The 21,723-nt window shown below is 51.9% G+C and carries 18 protein-coding genes and 1 tRNA gene; 14 read left to right on the forward strand and 5 right to left on the reverse strand.

Going from position 1 to position 21,723, the window contains the following annotated elements:
- Positions 1–3 precede the first annotated feature (3 nt).
- The 8 genes from RDO88_RS03250 to dnaG all read left to right on the forward strand — a co-directional run bounded on the left by RDO88_RS03250 (position 4) and on the right by dnaG (position 9,621).
- Positions 4–963, forward strand: coding sequence for a tetratricopeptide repeat protein (locus tag RDO88_RS03250; RefSeq protein ID WP_307757993.1), 960 nt, complete (start codon positions 4–6; stop codon positions 961–963).
- Between the two features lie 34 nt (positions 964–997).
- Positions 998–1,996: a Gfo/Idh/MocA family oxidoreductase gene (locus RDO88_RS03255; protein ID WP_307757994.1), complete on the forward strand. Its 999-nt coding sequence runs from the start codon at positions 998–1,000 to the stop codon at positions 1,994–1,996.
- Positions 1,997–2,008: 12 nt separating this feature from the next.
- Positions 2,009–2,767 carry an endonuclease/exonuclease/phosphatase family protein gene (locus RDO88_RS03260; protein WP_307757995.1) on the forward strand — a complete coding sequence of 253 codons (759 nt, stop codon included), beginning with the start codon at positions 2,009–2,011 and terminating at the stop codon, positions 2,765–2,767.
- A gap of 273 nt (positions 2,768–3,040) precedes the next feature.
- Positions 3,041–3,889: a prephenate dehydratase domain-containing protein gene (locus tag RDO88_RS03265; RefSeq protein WP_307757996.1), complete on the forward strand. Its 849-nt coding sequence runs from the start codon at positions 3,041–3,043 to the stop codon at positions 3,887–3,889.
- On the forward strand, positions 3,870–5,066 hold the full coding sequence (locus RDO88_RS03270; protein WP_307757997.1) for an aminotransferase class I/II-fold pyridoxal phosphate-dependent enzyme: 1,197 nt from the start codon (positions 3,870–3,872) through the stop codon (positions 5,064–5,066). Before RDO88_RS03265 ends, RDO88_RS03270 begins: the two co-directional genes overlap by 20 nt.
- Before the next feature lie 144 nt (positions 5,067–5,210).
- On the forward strand, positions 5,211–6,278 hold the full coding sequence (locus tag RDO88_RS03275) for a chorismate mutase (RefSeq protein WP_307757998.1): 1,068 nt from the start codon (positions 5,211–5,213) through the stop codon (positions 6,276–6,278).
- 97 nt (positions 6,279–6,375) lie between these two features.
- A complete protein-coding gene (locus RDO88_RS03280; protein ID WP_307757999.1) occupies positions 6,376–7,149 on the forward strand; it encodes a prephenate dehydrogenase/arogenate dehydrogenase family protein in 774 nt (257 codons plus the stop codon).
- A gap of 366 nt (positions 7,150–7,515) precedes the next feature.
- Positions 7,516–9,621, forward strand: a complete 2,106-nt coding sequence (gene dnaG / locus RDO88_RS03285; protein ID WP_307758000.1) for a DNA primase — start codon at positions 7,516–7,518, stop codon at positions 9,619–9,621.
- Positions 9,622–9,668: 47 nt separating this feature from the next.
- Here dnaG and RDO88_RS03290 read toward each other — a convergent pair whose 3' ends face one another.
- Positions 9,669–10,352, reverse strand: coding sequence for a hypothetical protein (locus RDO88_RS03290; protein WP_307758001.1), 684 nt, complete (start codon positions 10,350–10,352; stop codon positions 9,669–9,671).
- A gap of 168 nt (positions 10,353–10,520) precedes the next feature.
- Here RDO88_RS03290 and RDO88_RS03295 point away from each other — a divergent pair, with 168 nt between their 5' ends.
- Complete coding sequence (locus RDO88_RS03295) at positions 10,521–11,834, forward strand: MATE family efflux transporter (RefSeq protein WP_307758002.1); 1,314 nt, start codon at positions 10,521–10,523, stop codon at positions 11,832–11,834.
- Between the two features lie 10 nt (positions 11,835–11,844).
- On the opposite strand, the gene RDO88_RS03300 is transcribed toward RDO88_RS03295, so the two are convergent.
- Complete coding sequence (locus RDO88_RS03300; RefSeq protein ID WP_307758003.1) at positions 11,845–13,263, reverse strand: AAA family ATPase; 1,419 nt, start codon at positions 13,261–13,263, stop codon at positions 11,845–11,847.
- 113 nt (positions 13,264–13,376) lie between these two features.
- Between RDO88_RS03300 and RDO88_RS03305 the strand changes: the two genes are divergently transcribed.
- Genes RDO88_RS03305 through rsmD form a run of 3 tightly spaced genes read left to right on the forward strand, consistent with a single transcriptional unit; the run spans position 13,377 to position 15,388 of the window.
- Positions 13,377–14,063, forward strand: a complete 687-nt coding sequence (locus RDO88_RS03305; RefSeq protein ID WP_307758004.1) for a hypothetical protein — start codon at positions 13,377–13,379, stop codon at positions 14,061–14,063.
- A gap of 21 nt (positions 14,064–14,084) precedes the next feature.
- Complete coding sequence (locus RDO88_RS03310) at positions 14,085–14,864, forward strand: DUF3822 family protein (protein ID WP_307758005.1); 780 nt, start codon at positions 14,085–14,087, stop codon at positions 14,862–14,864.
- Complete coding sequence (rsmD, locus tag RDO88_RS03315) at positions 14,855–15,388, forward strand: 16S rRNA (guanine(966)-N(2))-methyltransferase RsmD (RefSeq protein WP_307758006.1); 534 nt, start codon at positions 14,855–14,857, stop codon at positions 15,386–15,388. The genes RDO88_RS03310 and rsmD overlap by 10 nt, the downstream gene beginning before the upstream one ends.
- 5 nt (positions 15,389–15,393) lie before the next feature.
- Here the strand turns inward: rsmD and cls are convergent, their stop codons facing one another.
- From cls to RDO88_RS03330, 3 genes are all read right to left on the reverse strand, one after another.
- The gene (gene cls / locus RDO88_RS03320) at positions 15,394–16,833 is read right to left on the reverse strand and encodes a cardiolipin synthase (RefSeq protein ID WP_307758007.1); all 1,440 of its coding nucleotides are present in this window, start codon (positions 16,831–16,833) and stop codon (positions 15,394–15,396) included.
- A 67-nt stretch (positions 16,834–16,900) separates the two neighbouring features.
- Positions 16,901–19,855, reverse strand: coding sequence for an outer membrane beta-barrel protein (locus RDO88_RS03325; RefSeq protein ID WP_307758008.1), 2,955 nt, complete (start codon positions 19,853–19,855; stop codon positions 16,901–16,903).
- Between the two features lie 102 nt (positions 19,856–19,957).
- Positions 19,958–20,371, reverse strand: a complete 414-nt coding sequence (locus RDO88_RS03330; protein WP_307758009.1) for a hypothetical protein — start codon at positions 20,369–20,371, stop codon at positions 19,958–19,960.
- 95 nt (positions 20,372–20,466) lie between these two features.
- Here RDO88_RS03330 and aroB point away from each other — a divergent pair, with 95 nt between their 5' ends.
- Together aroB and RDO88_RS03340 are read left to right on the forward strand one after the other, a co-directional pair.
- Positions 20,467–21,528: a 3-dehydroquinate synthase gene (gene aroB / locus RDO88_RS03335; protein WP_307758010.1), complete on the forward strand. Its 1,062-nt coding sequence runs from the start codon at positions 20,467–20,469 to the stop codon at positions 21,526–21,528.
- A gap of 113 nt (positions 21,529–21,641) precedes the next feature.
- Positions 21,642–21,716 (forward strand) — tRNA-Pro (locus tag RDO88_RS03340).
- Positions 21,717–21,723: the final 7 nt, after the last annotated feature.

Genomic DNA, 21,723 nt, shown 5'->3' on the forward strand with positions numbered 1-21,723 from the left:
ACTATGGGATTTTTCAAGTCATTTTTCTCAGGAAAGCCCTCCAACCCTGAAGAGGAGCTACAAAAGAACAAACAGAAGAACTTCGATATATTCAAATACGACGGCATGCGCGCCCAACGCATGGGACGTGCCGACTATGCCATCAAATGCTTCCGGGAAGCGCTGGCCCTGCAGGAAGACTTCGAAACCATGGGATATCTGGTACAGGTCTACACGCAGACCAACCAGCTGGACGAAGCGCGCCGGCTGCTGGAGCGCATGACGCAAGTCGAACCGGAACACGTCAACACATTCCTGAACCTGGCCAACGTATGCTTCGTGCAGGAAGACTATCCTGCCATGGCTGAAGCTGCCCAAAAGGCCATCGCCATCGAGGAGGGGAATGCCATGGCCCACTACCTGCTGGGCAAGGCAACAGACGGACAGGGTGACGGCATCATGTGCATCGCCCACCTGACAAAGGCTATCCTGTTGAAAGACGACTTTACGGAAGCCCGTCTGCTGCGTGCCGAAGCGCTGGTCAAGATGCAGCAGTACAAGGAGGCATCCGAAGACATCGAAGCCATCCTGAGCCAGGACCCTGACGAAGAAAACGCCCTGCTGCTCCGCGGCCGGATCAAAGAAGCAGCCGGACAGCCCGAAGAGGCCGAAGCCGACTTCCGCAAGGTGACGGAAAACAATCCCTTCAACGAACAGGCCTACCTGTATCTGGGACAACTGTACATCGGACAGAACAAACCGGCTGAAGCAATCGCCCTCTTCGACGAAGCCATCGAGCTGAATCCCAACTTTGCCAAGGCCTACCACGAACGCGGACGCGCCAAACTGCTGAACGGCGACAAGGACGGTGCGACGGAAGACCTGAAGAAAGAGCTGGAACTGAATCCGAAAGAAGGCGAAACCTTCAACGGACAATACAACAACCTGCCCGGAGGCAGGCAAACCGACATACTGGGACTCTAATCCCACTACGCAACCCAAAACAAACCCAAACACTATGAGTAAAGAACGGAATAACATAGCTATCCTGGGTACCGGCAACATCGCCGCCAAGATGGCTGCCACCCTGCAACAGATGAAGGATGTGAATTGCTACGCAGTGGCCTCGCGCGAACAAATCCGTGCCGAAGCCTTTGCCAAGGAATGGGGCTTCAAGCAGGCCTACGGCTCGTATGAGGAGCTGGCTGCCGACCCGCATGTGGACTTGGTCTACATTGCCACCCCCCACTCACACCACTACGAACATGCCCGTCTGTGCATACTGAGCGGCAAGGCTGTGCTCTGTGAAAAGGCCTTTACGGCCAACGCACGGCAGGCCGAAGAGCTGTTCCGGCTGGCCCGCGAACACAATGTGTTCATCACCGAAGCCATCTGGACACGCTACATGCCTTTCTCCACCACCATTCGCGAACTGGTATTCAACGGTGCCATCGGACGCCCACACATGCTGACAGCCAGTCTGGGATACCCTGTGGCCTACAAGGAACGCATCGCCAAACCCGAACTGTGCGGAGGCGCCCTGCTCGACCTGGGCGTATACCCCATCAACTTCGCCCGGATGATATTCGGTACCGACATCGAGGAAATCCGGTCGCACTGCGTGAAGAACGCCAACGGTGTAGACCTCCAGGAAAGTATCTCCTTCCGCTATGCCGACGGCAATATGGCCGTGATGCAGGTCACTGCCAGCTGTGCCAACGACCGTCAGGGCATCATCTCCGGCGAAAAAGGCTACATCGTAGTGGACAACATCAACAACCCGCAGCAGGCCGCCATCTACGACTCCGACCACCAGCTGGTAAAAATCTACGACTGCCCGCCCCAAATCAGCGGCTACGAATACGAAGTACAGGCTTCTATCGACGCCCTGCGTCGGGGACAGCTGGAAACAGCGGCCATGCCCCATGCCGAAACACTGGAAATCATGCGCCTGCTCGACAAGCTCCGGCAGGAATGGGGAGTAGTCTATCCGGCCGATCATGATACAACAATTTAAACAAACATAACCATGAAGAAACATTTACTGGCTTACACATTGGCCCTGTGCTGCGGACTTTGTTCCTGCAACCAGGACACAACGCCCGTGCGCGTCATGTCCTACAACGTGCACAACTGCATCGGGCTGGACAACGTACGTGACTACAACCGAATAGCGGAAGTTATCAAACAGGCAGCTCCCGACGTAGTGGCCCTGCAGGAACTGGACAGCGTAACCCAACGTAACGACGGTGTCGACGCCCTGAAAGAACTGGAAACACTCACCGGCATGCACGGCCTCTTCGCTTCGGCCATTCCTTTTCAGGGAGGCAGTTACGGCATTGGTCTGCTGTCCAAGGAGCAGCCGCTGAGCTACAAGAAGATTCCCATGCCCGGACGCGAAGAACAGCGGACCATGATTGTGGCCGAATTCAAGGACTACGTGTTCTGCGCCACCCACCAGTCATTGACGCCCGAAGACCAGCTGACAGCTGTGCAGGACATTCTGAAAGCGGTGGAAGGATACCATAAGCCCGTCCTGCTGGCAGGCGACATGAACTCCCGCCCCACCGAAAAGCCCCAGGTGGAACTGAAACGGCACTTCACCGCGCTGAACGACACCACCGCCTATACATTCCCAGCCGACCGTCCCGACTACTGCATCGACTACATCTACGGGTATACGGCAAACGGATACGACTTTAAGGTGCTGCAACAGAGCGTCCTGCCGGAGAGCGTCGCATCGGACCACCGCCCCGTGCAGGTGGACGTACAGGTACTGAAAAAGTAAAATTGATACGTTTTTCAAAAAAAACATAGAATATTGTTCGCATTTCAAAGAAAAGCATTACATTTGCCGACGAAATAACAACAAAAGCAAGATATGAACCTGTTTACTTACGCATATTACTTCTTCTTTTACTTTTACTTTAGCCACAAAGTAGAGCGGGAGTTTGTATGTGTCAAGTGACAGTGACGCTTAAGAACTGAATAGAGAACTGAAATAAAAGATACGGATCCCGCTCCCATAACTGGAAGCGGGATTTTTTGTTAATACAACGATATGAAACGAATAGCCATCCAAGGAACACTGGGTTCCTTCCACGACATTGCAGCACACCGGTACTTCGAAGGCGAAGACATAGAACTGATCTGCTGCGCTACATTTGAAGACGTGTTCAAGTCCATCCGCCACGACAGCCAGGTCATCGGCATGCTGGCCATCGAGAACACCATTGCAGGCAGCCTGCTCTACAACAACGAACTGCTGCGACAGAGCGGCACACAAATCATCGGCGAACACAAACTGCGCATCTCGCACAGCTTCGTCTGCCTGCCCGAAGAAGACTGGGACGACATTACCGAGGTCAACTCGCACCCCATCGCCCTGATGCAGTGCCGCGAGTTCCTGAGCCAACATCCCAACATCAAGGTGGTGGAAGGCGAGGACACTGCCCTCAGTGCCGAAATCATCAAAAAACAACACCTGAAAGGACACGCCGCCATCTGCTCGAAGGCTGCCGCCGAACTTTATGGCATGAAGGTGTTGCAGGAGGGTATCGAGACGAACAAACACAACTTCACCCGCTTCCTCGTGGTGGCTGATCCGTGGCAGGTGGACGAACTGAGCCGCCACCGCAACCGCGAGCCCAACAAGGCCAGCCTGGTGTTCACCCTGCCCCACACCGAGGGGAGCCTTTCGCAGGTGCTGTCCATCCTCTCGTTCTACCGCATCAACCTGACCAAGATACAGTCGCTGCCCATCATCGGACGGGAATGGGAATATCAGTTCTACGTGGACGTCATGTTCGACCAACTCTTGAGATACAAGCAGGCGCTTGCCGCCATCAGCCCACTGACCAAAGAATTAAAGATATTAGGAGAATACGAAGATGGAAAATCAACATTGTAATAAAACTACAAGCTACAAGCCAGCCGACCGTCTGGCCTCGGTCAGCGAATACTACTTCTCGCGCAAGCTGAAGGAAGTGGCCCAGATGAACGCACAGGGTATGGACGTCATCAGCCTGGGCATCGGCAGCCCCGACATGCCGCCCTCGGCCAAAACCATAGAGACCTTATGCGAAGCGGCACAGAACCCCGACGGTCACGGATACATGCCTTACGTGGGCATCCCCGAACTGCGCAAGAGTTTCGCCGCGTGGTACAAGCGCTGGTATGGTGTAGAGCTCGACCCGCAGACCGAGATACAGCCGCTCATCGGATCGAAAGAAGGTATCCTGCACGTCACACTGGCCTTCGTCAACCCCGGCGAGCAGGTACTGGTGCCCAATCCGGGCTACCCCACCTATACTTCGCTGAGCAAGATACTGGGGGCCGAGGTGGTGAACTACAACCTGAAGGAGGAAGACGGCTGGATGCCCGACTGGGAACAGCTGGAGGCGCTGGACACGAGCCGCGTCAAACTGATGTGGACCAACTATCCCAACATGCCGACCGGTGCGCCCGCCACTCCCGAGCTTTATGAACGGCTGGTGGACTTCGCCCGCCGGAAAGGCATCATCATCGTGAACGACAACCCCTACAGCTTCATCCTGAACGACCATCCGCTGAGCATCCTCAGCGTGCCGGGCGCCAAAGAGTGTTGTATTGAGTTCAACTCCATGAGCAAGAGCCACAACATGCCGGGCTGGCGTATCGGCATGTTGGCTTCGAACCCGCAGTTCGTGCAATGGGTACTGAAGGTGAAGAGCAACATCGACAGCGGCATGTTCCGCGCCATGCAGCTGGCCGCCGCCACCGCCCTCGAGGCCGACGCCGACTGGTACGAGGGCAACAACCGCAACTACCGCAACCGCCGCCGGCTGGCCGGAGAAATCATGCACACACTGGGCTGCACGTACGACGAGCGGCAGGTGGGTATGTTCCTCTGGGGACGCATCCCAGACTCGTGCAAGGACGTGGAGGAACTGACCGAACGCGTGCTCCACGAGGCCCGCGTCTTCATCACTCCCGGCTTCATTTTCGGTTCGAACGGCGCACGCTACATCCGCATCTCGCTCTGCTGCAAGGACGCGAAGCTGGAGGAGGCGCTGGAGAGAATCAGGAAAATGAAGAATGAAGAATGAGGAACGAAGAATTCCCAACCGCATCATTCGTAAACCACAGAACAATTAATAAACATAAGAACATACAATGATGAATCCGTAAGAACGAGAAGGCCAACACAGCAAATTCTTCCTACTTCATTCATCATTCTAAATTCAATCGTTATGGAACTCGAATTAGAGAAAATTACGCTTCCGGGCGTGGACGACAAGCGCCCCCTGGTGATTGCAGGCCCCTGCAGCGCCGAGACTGAAGAACAAGTGATGGAAACCGCACGCCAGCTGGCCGCACGCGGCATCAAGATATTCCGTGCGGGCATCTGGAAACCCCGCACCAAGCCCGGAGGCTTCGAAGGCGTGGGTGTGGACGGACTGCCCTGGCTCAAGGAAGTGAAGCAGGAAACGGGCATGTACGTATCCACTGAAGTGGCCACGGCCAAGCATGTGTTCGAAGCGCTGAAGGCCGGCATCGACATCCTGTGGATAGGTGCACGCACGGCAGCCAACCCCTTCGCCATGCAGGAGATAGCGGATGCGCTGAAGGGCGTGGACATCCCCGTGCTGGTGAAGAACCCCGTGAACCCCGACCTCGAGCTGTGGATCGGTGCCCTCGAACGCATCAACCAGGCCGGACTGAAACGGCTGGCAGCCATCCACCGCGGCTTCTCGGCCTACGACAAGCGCATCTACCGCAACCTGCCGCAATGGCACATCCCCATCGAGCTGCGCCGCCGCATCCCTAACCTGCCCATCCTTTGCGACCCGAGCCACATCGGCGGCAAGCGCGAGCTGGTGGCCCCGCTGTGCCAGCAGGCCATGGACCTGGGCTTCGACGGCCTCATCGTGGAGAGCCACTGCAACCCCGACTGCGCCTGGAGCGACGCCGCACAGCAGGTAACGCCGGACATCCTGGACTACATCCTGAACCTGCTCGTCATCCGCGACACCACGCAGAGCACCGAGAACCTGGCCGAGCTGCGCAAACAGATTGACGAATGCGACGACAACCTCATCCAGGAGCTGGCCAAGCGTATGCGTGTGGCCCGCGAGATAGGCACCTACAAGAAGGAGCACGCCATGACCATCCTCCAGACAGGCCGCTACAACGAGATTCTGGAGAAGCGCGGCTCGCAAGGCGCCCTGTGCGGCATGGATGCCGACTTCATCAAGAAAGTGTTCGAAGCCATACACGAAGAAAGTGTAAGACAGCAGATGGAAATCATTAACAAGTAGCGGTTAACGGTTAGTGGTGAGCGGTTAGTATTCCATGCGGACGGACGCTAATCGCTCACCACTAACCACTTACCGCTCACCACTAACCCCTATCAACATGAGAATCCTGATCCTCGGAGCCGGAAAGATGGGCTCCTTCTTCAACGACGTACTGAGTTTCCAGCACGAGACGGCCGTGTTCGACGTCAACCCGCACCAGCTGCGCTTCGTCTATAACACCTACCGCTTCACCACGCTGGACGAGATAAAGGAATTTGAACCCGAGCTGGTCATCAACGCCGCCACGGTGAAGTACACCCTCGACGCCTTCCGCCAGGTGTTGCCTGTGCTACCCAAGGACTGCATCCTGAGCGACATCGCCTCCGTGAAGACCGGACTGAAGGCCTTCTACAAGGAAAGCGGCTTCCGCTACGTATCCACGCACCCCATGTTCGGCCCCACCTTTGCCAGCCTCAACAACCTGAGCACGGAAAACGCCATCATTATCACCGAGGGCGACCACCTGGGCCGCATCTTCTTCAAGGACCTCTACCAGACGCTGAAGCTGAACATCTTCGAATACACGTTCGACGAGCACGACGAGACGGTGGCCTACTCCCTGTCTATCCCCTTCGTCTCGACCTTCGTCTTCGCCGCCGTGATGAAGCACCAGGACGCGCCGGGTACCACCTTCAAGAAGCACATGGCCATTGCCCGCGGCCTGATGAGCGAGGACGACTACCTGCTGCAGGAAATCCTCTTCAACCCCCGCACGCCCGCCCAGGTGGCCAACATCCGCACGGAGCTGAAGAACCTGCTCGAAATCATCGAGAAGAAGGATGCCGACGGCATGAAGCAGTACCTGACACGGTTGCGCGAGAAGCTGAAATAGCATCCAATATGTAAAATAATTTCTGCCCATCCATTTTCCTCCGCACCAAGGGGAGGCCGGGTGCTGGCGGGACACACCGTTCCGCCAGCATCTTGAAAACCAGCCCATTACAGCAGACGGCAAGTCTGCCGCGGAGACATACGTTTGTCTCTGCCGGAGAGAAACGTTTGTCTCTGCCCGAGAGATACCGTTTGTCTCACCCCATGACATACGTTTGTCTTGCCCGGTGACACACGTATGTCTCCGGCCTGCGGAATCGTGTAAAACATTTTCACCATCCACAGACTGATTTCACTACCCTCCGGGAAATTATCCTCCCCGACGGGAAGGGAATGTCGGAAATTACCCGTACCTTTGCCCGCTGAAATGATAGACCAAGCCACCATAGACCGGATACTGGACGCGGCGCAGATTTACGACGTCGTGTCGGACTTCGTGACCCTGCGCAAGCGCGGCGTCAACTACGTGGGCCTCTGCCCCTTCCACGACGACAAGACGCCCTCGTTCTACGTCTCGCCCGCCAAGGGCCTCTGCAAGTGCTTCGCCTGCGGCAAGGGCGGCAACGCCGTCCACTTCATCATGGAGCACGAACAACTCAGCTACCCCGACGCCCTGCGCTTCCTGGCCAAGAAATACGGCATCGAAATCAAGGAACGCGAACTGACGGGCGAAGAGAAGGCCGCGCAGAGCGAGCGCGAGAGCCTGTTCGTCGTCAATCAGTGGGCCTGCGACTATTTCCGCCGCACCCTGCGGCAGACCGACGAGGGGCGCAACATCGGCATGGCCTATTTCCGCAACCGCGGCTTCCGCGACGACATCATCGAGAAGTTCCAGCTAGGCTACTGCACCGAGAGCCACGACGCCATGGCCCGCGAGGCCCTAGCCAAGGGGTACAAGCAGGAGTATCTGGTGAAAACCGGCCTCTGCTACGAGACGGACGACCACCGCCTGCGCGACCGCTTCTGGGGGCGCGTCATCTTCCCCGTCCACACGCTGAGCGGCAAGGTGGTAGCCTTCGGCGGACGTGTACTGGCCTCCGCCACCAAGGGCGTCAAGGTGAAGTACGTCAACTCGCCCGAATCGGAAATCTACCACAAGAGCAACGAACTCTACGGCATGTATCAGGCCAAGCAGGCCATCGTTAAGCAAGACCGCTGCTACCTGGCCGAGGGCTATACGGACGTCATCTCCATGCACCAGAGCGGGGTGGAGAACGTGGTGGCCTCATCGGGCACGGCGCTCACCACGCAGCATATCAAGATGATACACCGCTTCACCAACAACCTAACGGTGCTCTACGACGGCGACGCGGCCGGCATCAAGGCCTCCCTGCGAGGCATCGACATGCTGCTCGAAGAGGGGATGAACATCAAGGTGTGCCTCCTGCCCGACGGCGACGACCCCGACTCCTATGCCCGCAAACACAACTCCACGGAGTTCCAGGCCTTCATCCGCGAGCACGAGACGGACTTCATCCGCTTCAAGACCAACCTGCTGATGGAAGACGCCGGCCAGGACCCCATCCGCCGGGCCGAACTGATAGGCAACATCGTGCAGAGCATCTCCGTCATCCCCGAAGCCATCGTGCGCGACGTGTATATCAAGGAATGTGCCCAGCTGCTGCACGTCGAAGACCGCCTGCTCGTCTCCGAAGTGGCCAAGCGCCGTGAGAAGGAAGCCGAACGCAAGGCCGAACAGCGCGAACGCGAACGCCGCCGCACTACGGCTGCCGCACAGCCGGCCGACAATACACAGGCACAGGCAGGCAACATCCCCGCCCCCACGACAGAGGAACTGCCGCCCGAGGCCTATGCCGCCCCCTTCCCCGACGATTCTTCTATACCGACAACGGGTACCGCGGAAGCAGCGGACAGCTACACTTCCTTCATCCCCCAGGAAGGCAAGGAGGGGCAGGAGTTCTACCGCTACGAACGGCTCATCCTGCAGATGGTGGTCCGTTATGGCGAGCGTGTCATGTGCAACGTGGCCGACGAAGAGGGCAAGGAAATCCCCGTGACGGTCATCGAGTTCGTGGTGGCCGACCTCCAGCAGGACGACCTTGCCTTCCACAATCCGCTCCACCGCCAGATGATGACCGAAGCCGCCGCCCACCTGCACGACGAAGGTTTCCGGGCCGAGCACTACTTCCTGACGCATCCCGACCCAGTCATCAGCCGCCTGAGCACGGAGCTCATCAGCGACCGCTACCAGCTGAGCAAATACCACTATAAGAATCAGAAGATTGTAACCGACGAAGAACGGCTCTACGAACTGGTGCCGCTGCTCACCACCAACTTCAAGTATGCCATCGTCAGCGAAGAACTGAAACACATGATGCGCGCCCTGCAGGACCCCAAGGTGGTGCAGGACGAAGCGCAATGCAACGCCATCATGCAACGATACAGCGAGTTGCGCGAGGTACAGAGCCTCATGGCCAAGCGCCTGGGCGACCGCGTGGTGCTCAGCCTCTGACCGCCTGCCTCCATCCGTAGAGGGACAAACGGTGTTTCCTTTACATGTCAAGGATTGATTTCACGCTCCAGCGAATCGATTTTCTCGAGCGTCTGGCCTGCTCCCATCGAAGGGAAGAGCGTCATGACGTGACGCAGGTAGGTCCGCGCCTTGGTATAACCGGTATCGAACAGCTCCGACAATTCGTCCCGATAGCGGGCATATTGCATCCGCGTGGGCGAAGGTATACGGCGGTAGTCGGCATCCAGCTTCTTGCGTGCGTCCTCGGCCTGCAGATAATAATAGTTCCCCAGAAAAATACAGGCCTGCAGATTATCGGCATCCAGGGTGATTACCTTTTCATAGGTTTCGAGCGCGTCCGACAACTTGCCACGGCGTACTTCCATCTCTCCACTGGCTACAAGCAAGTTCACATCGTCGGGCTTGTGGGCGAGCTGTTCCTTGTAAAACAAATAAGCCTTGTCATAGTTGGCCGCCTCCCTGTAACGTTCGGCCAGCGAGGCGGCAAAAGGAAGAGCCAAGTCCGAGGACTTGTCCACACGGGTCCAATAAAACATTTCCGCCTGTGAGGCATTGGCCTGACAGGCTTGACGGAACAGGCTTTCGGCATATCCCGTCTGTCCGGAAGCAACAGCCTCCGGCACTTTCTGCAACAAGGCTTCGGCCGACTGGCCATACACAGCCAGCGGAAGCATGCAACAATACAACAAAAGAAAAGTCAAGGTCTTCATAAGGCATCAAATAGTCAGTTCAGTATAGTCTTGGCCCATCTTCTCGACAAAGCCTCACAAAATTAGCGAGTTTCCATCAGACCGTCAAGTAAATTCATGAGAAATTATGCAAAATCTTATCAGCATTTCCCACCGATTCTGCTTACCTTTGCGCCCGCCAAGCAAAATATGAAAAAGACTGACCGAGAAATACTGGGAATCGCCCTGCCTGCCATCGTGTCGAACATCACGGTGCCGTTGCTGGGACTGGCCGACGTGGCCATCGTAGGCCATCTGGGCGATGCCTCCTATATCGGCGCCATTGCCGTGGGAGGTATGCTGTTCAATATCATCTACTGGATTTTCGGTTTCCTGCGTATGGGCACAAGCGGCATGACCGCTCAGCTATACGGAAAACAAAATCGGACCGAAATTGTTCAGATGCTGGTTCGGGCCGCAGTCATCGGAGGGGGCATTGCACTGGTACTCATCGCCCTCCAGATTCCCATCCGCGAAGGCGCCTTTCTGCTCATCCGGCCTACCGAAACCGTCGGCCGGCTGGCTACAACCTACTTCCACATCTGCATTTGGGGAGCTCCCGCCATGCTGGGACTCTATGGACTGACCGGCTGGTACATCGGCATGCAGAACTCGCGTATCCCGATGCTGATAGCCATTACACAGAACGTGGTGAACATTGCAGCCAGTCTTTGCCTGGTCTATCTGTGCGGCATGAAGGTAGAAGGCGTGGCCTTGGGTACCCTCATCGCCCAGTATGCCGGCCTGCTGATGGGCATCCTGCTCTGGATACGCCATTACGGATATCTGCGCTCCAGTTTCCACAGGGAAGGGCTGTTCCGCCGCCCAATCATGACGCGTTTCTTCAAAGTGAACCGAGACATCTTCCTGCGTACTCTCTGCCTGGTGGCAGTCACTCTCTTCTTCACCTCCGCCGGAGCGGGGCAAGGGGATATCATCCTGGCCGTCAACACCCTGCTGATGCAGCTGTTTACCCTCTATTCCTATATAATGGACGGATTTGCCTATGCAGGCGAAGCCTTAAGCGGGAAGTTCATCGGTGCAGGCGACCGTTCCTCATTCTCCACAACCGTCCGACGCCTGTTCGGCTGGGGAACAGCCATGGCTCTGCTGTTCACGGCCGTCTATGCACTGGGTGGACAGAACTTTCTGAACCTGCTGACCGACGATTCGTCGGTAACCGAAGCCGCCGCCGACTTTTTCGGATGGGCACTCCTCATCCCCGCAGTCGGCATGGCCGCCTTCATCTGGGACGGTATTTATATCGGTGCTACCTACACACGCGGCATGCTACAGGCTATGGGAGTGGCAGCAGCCTTGTTTTTCCTTCTTTATTATAGTCTATATTCTATTTGGGGTAACCACGCCCTATGGCTTGCTTTTCTGATCTATCTGTCAGCCCGTGGTCTGGTACAAACAATTCTGGCCCGCCGTCTATATCGGAAAGTCTTTCCCAAAAAATAATACCAAGAACCTATTCTGTCTGTTCGACCGGATAGTTCACCAGATAAATGGTACCGGTAGCACGGGTAAAAGCCGTATACAGCCATCGGAAATAATCGGGCGTCAGATATTCTTCCGACAAGTATCCCTGATCCAAAAAGACATTTTTCCACTGCCCGCCCTGTGCCTTGTGGCAAGTCACGGCATAGGCATACTTTACTTGCAAGGCATTGTAGTAGGGATCTGCCTTCATCTTCTTCATTCGGTCACGTTTCAAGGGTATGTCCACATAATCCTCCAGTATGGTTTGGAACAACCGTTCACTTTCATCGCGCAACAGGGCCGGAGCATCACTATGCAGCGTGTCGAGCAGCAGCCGTACCTCCAGTTCGGCATCCTGCCAGTTCGGGAAACTCAGCAGGACATCAGCAAAATGGAAACCGTACATCTCACTGGTACGACGTACCCGCCGTACCACGGCCGTCTCACCATTGGCTATGAAATCCAGATTCTTCTCCTTCTCCGTCCAGTAATAATTGTTCTTGGCCACCATCAGTATGTCGCCACTCTCCAATTCCTCCTCCCGCCACAAAATCTGGGAACGGATACCGTTGTTATAGATATTGGCCCGCTTGTTGGAACGGCACACAACGATGGTTTCGTCTATCCCGTCACGGTCGTAACAGGCCGAGAGCTCGTCTATCAGTTCGTTGCCCGGCAACAATTTGACATCAGGAAAACAGGACACACGGATTTTGGGCAGCACGCCCCATTCTTCTTCCGCAATGAGCTTGCGCAGTTCTGTCGCATTCCACAGGATACCCGACTGCTGCTCCTGACGGACAACTTGGGTCAGGTCTGTTTCCACAACTTCCAACCCGTAGCCGCGCAAAGCATCGGTATAGAGAGCCGGACTCAATTCCTCACCCACCGGAGGCAGCTGGGCCGTATCCCCCATCAACAAAAGACGGCACCCCTGACCTGAATAGACAAACTGCACCAAGTCGTCCAGTAGTCGTCCAGTACCGAACATAGCCCCCGACAACCCTTCATTGGAAATCATCGAAGCCTCGTCTACTATATATAAGGTGTGAGTTGTCAGATTATCGTTGAGCATAAAATCCCCCCCTTCCCCCGAATAGGTACGTTCCCTGTATATCTTCTTATGTATCGTAAAGGCCGGATGCCCCGCATAGGAAGAAAAGACCTTTGCCGCCCTTCCGGTCGGTGCCAACAATACGACTTTTTGCTTCAAAATATCGAGTGTACGCACCAAGGCACCCACCAGCGATGTCTTACCCGTACCGGCATATCCACGAAGCAGAAATGCAACATCTGCCTTTGGTGAACAAAGGAAGCCGGACAGCAATTTTATCGCATTTTCCTGCTCAGAAGTTGGCTGATAAGGAAAATTTTCCTTAATTTGCCTTTCTAAATAGTTATTTATCATTTTCGTATAAGAAAAAAGTAAGAGGAACCGATGTTTTTAAATTTATTTCTTTTATTTTTGCGGTGCGAATATAACATTACTTACGAATATAATAAACTAAAAACATATTTATCATGAAAACAGTATTTAATGTTCTTCTGGGCTTGTGCGCTTTAGTGTTGGTTTACATCTGCTACGCCAGTATCATGGGCCCGATCAATTTCGAGAAGGCTGAAAAGGCCAGAGAGAAAGCTGTTATTGCGCGTCTGATAGACATCCGCAAGGCTCAAACTGAGTACCGTAACCTGCACGACCAGCAGTATACGCCGAGCTTCGACACGTTGATTCACTTTGTGAAGACAGCCAAGCTGCCCTTCATTTATAAAAAAGGTGAATTGACCGACAAGCAGATGGAAGATGGTCTGACTGAAAAGAAAGCTGTCAGCATCATCAACAAGGCCAAGAAGACTGGTAACTATGCAGAAGTTAAGAAATGGGGATTGGAGAACTTTGTACGTGACACTTTGTGGACAGCCGTACTTGACACCATTTTCCCAAAAGGCTTCAACGCAGACTCTATGAGATACGTGCCTTTCGGTAATGGCGCACAGTTCGAAATGGCCATCAAGAACGACACTGCCAAGTCAGGTGCTCCTTTCTGTCTGTTGGAAGTCAAGACTCCGTACACTGTTTATCTGAACGGTTTGGATCCTCAAGAAATTGCCAACAAAATTGACTTGCAGAACAAGTTGGGTAAATATGCCGGTTTGATGATTGGTAGCTTGGAAAATGCCAACAACAATGCAGGTAACTGGGAATAATCCTTTCCTGAACAACAGTATATGACAGATACGATTGATTTGACCCAATCAAAGCAATATACATTATCCATCCGTCTCAGCACGGATGGATTTTCTTTTTCTGTACTCAACCCTACCGAAAGAGCCATTCCGGTAGTAATAGACTATCCGATAAATGAGTCACTCTCACTAACAGCCAATCTGAAACAGGCTTTCAAGGAAGTCAAAGAACTGACCTGTTCCTACAGACGTGTCAACCTGCTGTTGGCCAACAGACGCTTCACCTTTATCCCTTTGGAATTTTTTGAAGATGAACAATGTGAAACAGTCTTTTACCACAACTTCCCTACACGTGAGAATGAAACCGTACTTTACAATATTCTTCATCGGAACAACATCGTAGTATTGTTTGGCATGGATAAAAGTGCTTGCAATTATCTGCGAGAACAACAACCTGACATCCGGTTCTACGCCCAGGCCAGCGCATTTACAGAATATTTTTCAGCCAAAAGCCGGCTGGGTAATAATCGGAAAATCTATGTGAACCTACACAAAAAAGCAATAGATGTCTACGTTTTCGAACGTGGTCAACTATTATTGGCCAACACCTTTCCCTGTCAGACCATAACAGATAGTATTTATTACATTCTCTACATTTGGAAACAACAGGGATTTGACCAGGAGCGGGACGAACTCCATTTCACGGGACAGCTGAATGAAAAGAAACAGCTTTTGAGTGAATTACGAAAATACATCCGGCAGGTATTCATCACTACCCCTGCCACAAACCTTGACTTTCAAGCCATCACATCATGCGAGTAATCAGCGGTATCTACAAAAGACGAAGATTCGATGTGCCCCATACCTTCAAGGCACGTCCTACAACAGATTTCGCTAAAGAAAATCTGTTCAATGTTCTCTCCAATTACATGGATTTTGAAGACAACATACACGCCCTCGACCTCTTTGCAGGTACAGGCAGCATCAGTATCGAATTGGTATCACGCGGTTGTGAGCAAGTGGTCAGTATTGAAAAAGACCGAGATCATTATGCTTTTATCTGCAAAATAATGAACGAAGTCAAAACCGACAAATGCATTCCCATCCGTGGAGATGTATTCAAATATATCGAAGGAGGACGTGGTCAATTTGACTTTATCTTTGCCGATCCTCCCTATGAACTAAAGGGGCTGGAAACAATTCCCGATCTGATATTCGAACACAAATTGCTGAAAGAAGGAGGCTTTTTCGTGCTTGAACATGGCAAAAAGAACAATTTTGAAGAAAATCCCCATTTCATTGAGCGGAGAGTTTACGGCAGCGTCAATTTTTCATTTTTCAGATGAAGATGCTACAACAGTGGAGACAACAATCGGACCAAACTCTCCAAGGCCTTGCGATGCCAAGGACGCTTGGCCCAAGACTTGGAATGCAATTGAATACATTCACGCTGGTCCTGCAAAAAGATTTCACGCATCTGTAAGGCAGTCTCTTCACTATAGATAAAAGCATTGACTTCAAAATTATGTTCAAAGCTACGAAAGTCCATATTTGTCGAACCAACGGTTGACAATTCATCATCAGATACCATCAACTTGGAATGCAGAAAACCTTTCTTATACAGATAAACTTTCACCCCAGCAGTAAGAATATTGTCCAGATAGGAGCAGGAAGCCAAATGCGTAATCCGTGAATCGGCCTTAAGCGGCAACATCAATCTGACATCAACTCCCGCCAAAGCTGCCGTCTGCATGGCAACAAGTATGGAATCGGTAGGTAAAAAATAAGGGGTCTGAATATAGAAATATTTTCTGGCCCCCGTAATGGCCATCACCAGTCCCTGCATGATTTCTTTCCAAGGACCTACCGGATCACTGGTCACGACCTGAACCAATGAGAGCCCACTTGATTTTACTTTTGGGAAGTAGCGTGCAGCAGTAATCAGCGTACGGTCTACAAAGTACCAGTCTTGCAAGAACGTTGTCTGCAGGCCGTGAACAGCCTTTCCTTCAAGTAACAAATGCGTATCCCGCCAGATACCCCAGGAGAAACCGTTTACATACCGTTCAGCCAAATTCATACCGCCTATAAAACCAATCCGGCCATCTATAACCACAACTTTCCTGTGGTTACGATAATTCACCTTACTGGTAAACAAGGGGAAGCGCACCTTCAAGAAACTGCGGACTTCGATTCCAGCCTCACGCATTTCTTCAAAGAAACGATTGGGAACATGCCAACAGCCGACATCATCATAGAGTACACGCACTTCAACACCCATACGGGCCTTTTCAATCAAAACGTCACGCACCATACGTCCCACTGCATCATCTTCAAAAATGTAAAACTCCAAATGGATATGCTGAGTTGCTTTCTGCAGCTCCCTTAACAGAGATTGCAGCATTGTACGACCGGATGTATAAATTTCCACCCGATTGCTGTCAAAAGGCAACGACTGATTGGTATTACGGAAAAGAGAAATCAAACGCCCGTAGGCCAAAGGTAATGTACTGGAAGTCTGTGCCATATATTCCAGCAAGGACTTTTTCTGCAGACTATCATAACTTTTTTTACTGATAATCCGCTCATGCCTCTGGCTGCGACCGAAAAAGAAATAGAAAACAAGTCCCACAATGGGAAGGAACAACAGGACCAACACCCAAGCCAGTGTTTTGACAGGATTACGGTTTTCCAGCACAATCACTAGAATAGTACCCAACACCAGGCCGAAGTAGACTATATCGAAAGCGACTGTCGCAATCAGACTTAATATGGAATTCCAATCAAACATTTGTTTCCCATGTCACTATATGGGAAACAAATGTATGAAAAACATCGGATAAAAACAACATAATTCTTTAGAAACGATGCCCACCGCCTCTGGGGCCTCCATAAGGACGATGTCCTCCACCAGGACCAAAGCCGGGCCCCATACGCTTATCGCGTGCTTGCTTTCCGCCAAAAATATTCAGGCGATAGATAAAGTGAAGCATACAATAGCTGTTCACACCATTATACTGGTAAACGGAACGTCCGCTGGCCGTCAACGAACGGGTGATATTGCTCTGCTGCTGCAAAATGTCATACATCTCAAAGCTGATAGTGGCATTTCCTTTGAGGAAAGTTTGCGACAATTGTGCATTCCAAATCAGTTCGTCGCGGTTCATACTAGTATCAGAATAACCGCGACGACTCTGATTGGCAATATTGGTAGAGAGACTCATGCCCCACGGCATATTTACAGTTGTCGTGGCACCATAAGAATAGGTATAGGGTTGCTGGTTGTTGGAAGGAGTCAGTTTATCTTTCTCTATAGAATAGGAGAAGGTACCGTTCAGACCGAATTCAAACCAGTCATTGCGGTAAGTTCCGTTCAGACGTTCATTCAAAGACAAGTTGGTTGTCGTATTCTTCTGCTGAACGGCATCCGCGCCATTACCTGTCGTCAGGAAACCTACATTATTATTATAAGAGAGGTTACTGAACGAACCGATATTGAACTTTTTGTTCTTCAAAGCCGAATTGATGCCGAACATACCAAAAGCGCTCCAGTTACCATTGATATTTTCCGGCTTCGTCACCCATCCACCGGTCGAAGCATTATAAGTACGCGAACTACTGATACTGTTTTGCGTCATCTGCATATTGACATGAGAGAAGATACTCCGCTGATGGTCTACATCATAAGTGTTGTAGAACATACGTAGACTATGGTTGAAGGAAGGTTTCAAATAAGGGTTACCCTTCGTTATATTCAACGGATTAGAGTCATCGGTTACATCCAACAGATTTTCCATTCCGGGCTGCGAACTGCGACCACGATAGGTGATACGCAACTGGCTCACTTTCGAGAAACGATAACGGAAATCCAAATTAGGAGCCACATTGAAGACATTGCGTACCGCCAGCGTATCCATTGCATCTTTCTTATAAGCCAATGAAGTCTTCTGCGGTTCAAGATCGGCCCCCACACTCAGCTGATAATTCTGACGGATGAAACGCAAACTGGGACTGAAACGATGAGTGTAAGTCTTGTATTCGGCAAACTTACTCAAACTCATATCATAACCATCTTCGTAATCTTCGGGAAGTTCCTCACCGAAATTCCAGTCTTCACCCAAATCATAAGCCTTCTTGTCGCTTTTGCTGTAACTGTAATTGAAGCGATAACGAAACTGCAGGAAAGTAGCCTTCCAAAGCGGTTCGCTATAGGTCAGTTCCAAACTATAGTTATAACCGTCGGTAGGAGTTGTCATATAACGTCGAATGATGTCTTCTGGAGTTACCGTTCCGTCTTCATTCTCCTGGAAATAACGGGTATTGGAAGAAGTATATTGTGTACTTTCCGATTCATCGTAACCTACACTTCCGCGGAAAGTAATGTTACGCCCCATAGCATTCAACTTACGGTTAACCTGCAATGTTGCATCGGCCGACAACGTATTTCCATCACTACCCGACAAACTGTTTGACGTATTGACACGAATATCTCTCAAAGGATCGTTCTCGTCATTGTCACTGAAAAGTTCGCTGGAAAGGTCCATCTTGGCCAACGAAGTGATATCCAAATAATCGTTCGGATTGGTTATCAACGCATAAGGATCACTGTTGAAAGTTCCCGATTTGGAATCGGACGTACTGTAACTCTTTCCCCAGCTAAAATTCGGACGGAAAATAATGTTAGTAAGCGTATCGGGCTTCCATTCCATTCGGAAATCAGCATTAAAGTCCTTGTTTCCGCTCAGACTTTTAGATCTGGAGTTATTGAATGAAGAAGCAGCCCCTCCAGTCAGGAAGTTTTCAGTATATCCGTCACTATAAGCATCATTTCCACGATAATTATAGCGTACACTACCTCCCAATTCAATCTTTTCCCGCTCGGTTGCAAAGTTCAAGCCCAATTCTTTAGTGGCCGTCAAACCATTGTTTCGCCGCCAACGAGGACCGCCACCACCTGCAGAGAAGCCCTGGTCGTTCACATTGTTAGCACCGGCTATCAGCGAAACCTGAGTTCCATCCATAAAATAGTTCACCATTGCACGCCCCATATAACGGTCGTGTGTACCTCCAGACAAATCAATATTACCAAACAAACCTTTATTCATACCTTTCTTGACAGTCAGGTCGAGCACGGTTTCTTCTTCACCATCATCAATACCGGTAATACGAGCCAAATCAGACTTTTTGTCGTAGGTTTTCAGTTTGTCAATCATGTCTACAGGCAAGTTCTTCAAACCCGTTTTGACGTCTCCGCCAAAAAACTCCTTGCCGTTCACCATAATTTTTTTCACATCCTTACCGTTGATCTTCACATTGCCGTCGTCGTCAATCTCGGCACCCGGCAACTTCTTCACCAATTCTTCGAGCATAGCCCCTTCCGGCGTACGATAGGCCGAAGAATTGAAGGCTACCGTATCCTCAACCACCTGCACCTGCGGGGCTTCGGCTACCACAACCGCTTCAGCCAGCATGATGGCATCGGACTCCAGCTCCAACGTACCCAAACGCTTATTGGGAGTAGAAGCACTCAACTGCAATGGAACATACTTGGTTTTGAAACCGATATAGGAAACCTTCATCACATACTTGCCGGCCTTAACTTTAGGCAGTGTAAAGGTTCCATTGTTTGCACTTGCAATACCGGCCGCATAAGCACTGTCGGGCAACGAAAGCAACTGTACAGTTGCCTGTGCCGCCGGTTCTTTGGTATCATTCTCAATCAGTCGTCCCGAGACCGTGATGGTCTTGGTCTGTGCAAACACCGACAATATTGCCGCCCATAGCAACATCGTCAGTACAAAAATCTTTCTCATTGTGTCTATTCTTTGTAAATTGGTAAAACGTCATTAAAATACTTTCCCTTTGACGACCATTACAAAGAAAGGTTTAATCGGATACTAGCTCATTTTGATATTTTATCGACTATTCCGCTTAAACAATCGATTAACTGAGGATTTTTTCAGACCAAACTCCAGACAAAGCACATTTACCAGAAGAAATATCAGAAAAGACGAACTGTCTACCGTAAGAATATCCCCCTGAGACACTCTGTAGAGCATATTTCCAAAGACATACAGCACAGTCAGGAACATGGCATTGCGGACTGCCCGATTGCGCACAGCCTCTGTCTCGGGCGACTCATGCCGGCTCAACGCAAAAATAATCATCAGAGCTCCCATCATCATCAACAGTTTGGAGCATTCCTTGTAAAACAGCAGGTTAGCATCTGTCATCTGCCCCATCATCACCATCAGAAAGGGAAGAAACATAGCAAGGGCAATGATAAAGTAACCCAAAGGACGGCAATACACCGGCAACAACGCTTTCATAAGTTTATTCTATTTTTTGTTCAACAATACACCTGCAAAGATACGCCTTTCGAAGATAAGTCCTATCTTTGTCCACAGAAAAAAGCAGATACAACATGAGCAAACAAGAAGTCATCCTATGCCGGGAGCTGGAAAGCAACCTGGCACAAGCCGTCGGCCGCTGTCCCCACGACAAGCTGTTCATCCTGACCGACGAACATACCCATCGCCTATGCCTGCCGCGCATCCAAAGCCTGCCGGCACTCGAAGGAGCCGAAGAAATCGTCATCGGAGCCGAAGACATAAACAAGAATCTGGAAACACTGGCCGCTGTCTGGCAAGCACTGAGCAGCCGGGGAGCCACCCGCCACTCACTCCTCATCAACTTAGGAGGCGGTATGGTGACCGACCTCGGCGGTTTTGCAGCCGCCACCTTCAAACGCGGCATCGCCTATATCAATATTCCCACCACTCTGCTGGCCATGGTCGACGCCTCGGTAGGCGGAAAGACAGGTATCAACTTCAATGGACTGAAGAATGAAATCGGAGCCTTCGCCCCAGCCGTCAGTGTACTGCTCGAGACAGAATTCCTGCGGAGCCTCGATGCCCACAACTTCTTCTCCGGCTATGCCGAAATGTTGAAGCATGGCCTCATCAGCACGTCCCAGCACCTGGACGAGCTGCTGGCCTTCGATACCGACCAGCCCGATTATACCCAGCTGAAGGAGCTGGTGGGCCAATCCGTACAAGTCAAGGAAGACATTGTGGAGCAAGACCCCAAGGAACACGGCATTCGCAAGTCCCTCAACTTGGGACACACCATCGGCCATGCCTTCGAAAGCCTGGCTCTGGCCGAAGACCGCCCCGTTCTTCATGGCTACGCCGTGGCGTGGGGCCTGGTGTGCGAGCTCTACCTGTCGCATCTCAAGACCGGTTTCCCTAAGGAACGTCTGCGCCAGGTCGTCCAGTTTGTCCGCCAGAACTACGGTGCCTTCACCTTCACCTGCCAACATTACGACCGCCTCTACGAACTGATGCAGCACGACAAGAAGAATACGGCCGGCGTCATCAACTTTACTCTGCTGAAGGATGTGGGTGACATCTGCCTCAACCAAACGGCCGACAAGGATACCATCTTCGAAACGCTCGATTTCTACCGGGAATGCATGGGCCTGTAAAGGCCTGCTTCCCCTTTTGGAGGGTCCGGCAACAAATAATTGCACTTTTTCCGAAAAAAAACGCCCATATATTTGCAGATTCAAAATAAAGCCGTACCTTTGCATCCGCAATTCGGGGTGTAGCTCAGCCCGGTTAGAGTACGCGTCTGGGGGGCGTGTGGTCGCTGGTTCGAATCCAGTCACCCCGACTGGTGA

Origin of the sequence: uncultured Mediterranea sp. (assembly GCF_902493215.1) — a bacterium.
In the GTDB taxonomy this organism is placed as follows: domain Bacteria; phylum Bacteroidota; class Bacteroidia; order Bacteroidales; family Bacteroidaceae; genus Bacteroides.

What these genes read in the sequence shown, in the direction of transcription:
- RDO88_RS03305 (WP_307758004.1), top strand. Translation starts at nt 13,377, where the DNA reads ATGAAAACAGTATTTAATGTTCTTCTGGGCTTGTGCGCTTTAGTGTTG.
- RDO88_RS03250 (WP_307757993.1), top strand. Translation starts at nt 4, where the DNA reads ATGGGATTTTTCAAGTCATTTTTCTCAGGAAAGCCCTCCAACCCTGAA.
- RDO88_RS03280 (WP_307757999.1), top strand. Translation starts at nt 6,376, where the DNA reads ATGAGAATCCTGATCCTCGGAGCCGGAAAGATGGGCTCCTTCTTCAAC.
- RDO88_RS03330 (WP_307758009.1), bottom strand. Translation starts at nt 20,371, where the DNA reads ATGAAAGCGTTGTTGCCGGTGTATTGCCGTCCTTTGGGTTACTTTATC.
- RDO88_RS03265 (WP_307757996.1), top strand. Translation starts at nt 3,041, where the DNA reads ATGAAACGAATAGCCATCCAAGGAACACTGGGTTCCTTCCACGACATT.
- cls (WP_307758007.1), bottom strand. Translation starts at nt 16,833, where the DNA reads ATGTTTGATTGGAATTCCATATTAAGTCTGATTGCGACAGTCGCTTTC.
- RDO88_RS03260 (WP_307757995.1), top strand. Translation starts at nt 2,009, where the DNA reads ATGAAGAAACATTTACTGGCTTACACATTGGCCCTGTGCTGCGGACTT.
- RDO88_RS03310 (WP_307758005.1), top strand. Translation starts at nt 14,085, where the DNA reads ATGACAGATACGATTGATTTGACCCAATCAAAGCAATATACATTATCC.
- RDO88_RS03290 (WP_307758001.1), bottom strand. Translation starts at nt 10,352, where the DNA reads ATGAAGACCTTGACTTTTCTTTTGTTGTATTGTTGCATGCTTCCGCTG.
- aroB (WP_307758010.1), top strand. Translation starts at nt 20,467, where the DNA reads ATGAGCAAACAAGAAGTCATCCTATGCCGGGAGCTGGAAAGCAACCTG.
- RDO88_RS03275 (WP_307757998.1), top strand. Translation starts at nt 5,211, where the DNA reads ATGGAACTCGAATTAGAGAAAATTACGCTTCCGGGCGTGGACGACAAG.
- RDO88_RS03255 (WP_307757994.1), top strand. Translation starts at nt 998, where the DNA reads ATGAGTAAAGAACGGAATAACATAGCTATCCTGGGTACCGGCAACATC.
- dnaG (WP_307758000.1), top strand. Translation starts at nt 7,516, where the DNA reads ATGATAGACCAAGCCACCATAGACCGGATACTGGACGCGGCGCAGATT.
- rsmD (WP_307758006.1), top strand. Translation starts at nt 14,855, where the DNA reads ATGCGAGTAATCAGCGGTATCTACAAAAGACGAAGATTCGATGTGCCC.
- RDO88_RS03300 (WP_307758003.1), bottom strand. Translation starts at nt 13,263, where the DNA reads ATGATAAATAACTATTTAGAAAGGCAAATTAAGGAAAATTTTCCTTAT.
- RDO88_RS03270 (WP_307757997.1), top strand. Translation starts at nt 3,870, where the DNA reads ATGGAAAATCAACATTGTAATAAAACTACAAGCTACAAGCCAGCCGAC.
- RDO88_RS03325 (WP_307758008.1), bottom strand. Translation starts at nt 19,855, where the DNA reads ATGAGAAAGATTTTTGTACTGACGATGTTGCTATGGGCGGCAATATTG.
- RDO88_RS03295 (WP_307758002.1), top strand. Translation starts at nt 10,521, where the DNA reads ATGAAAAAGACTGACCGAGAAATACTGGGAATCGCCCTGCCTGCCATC.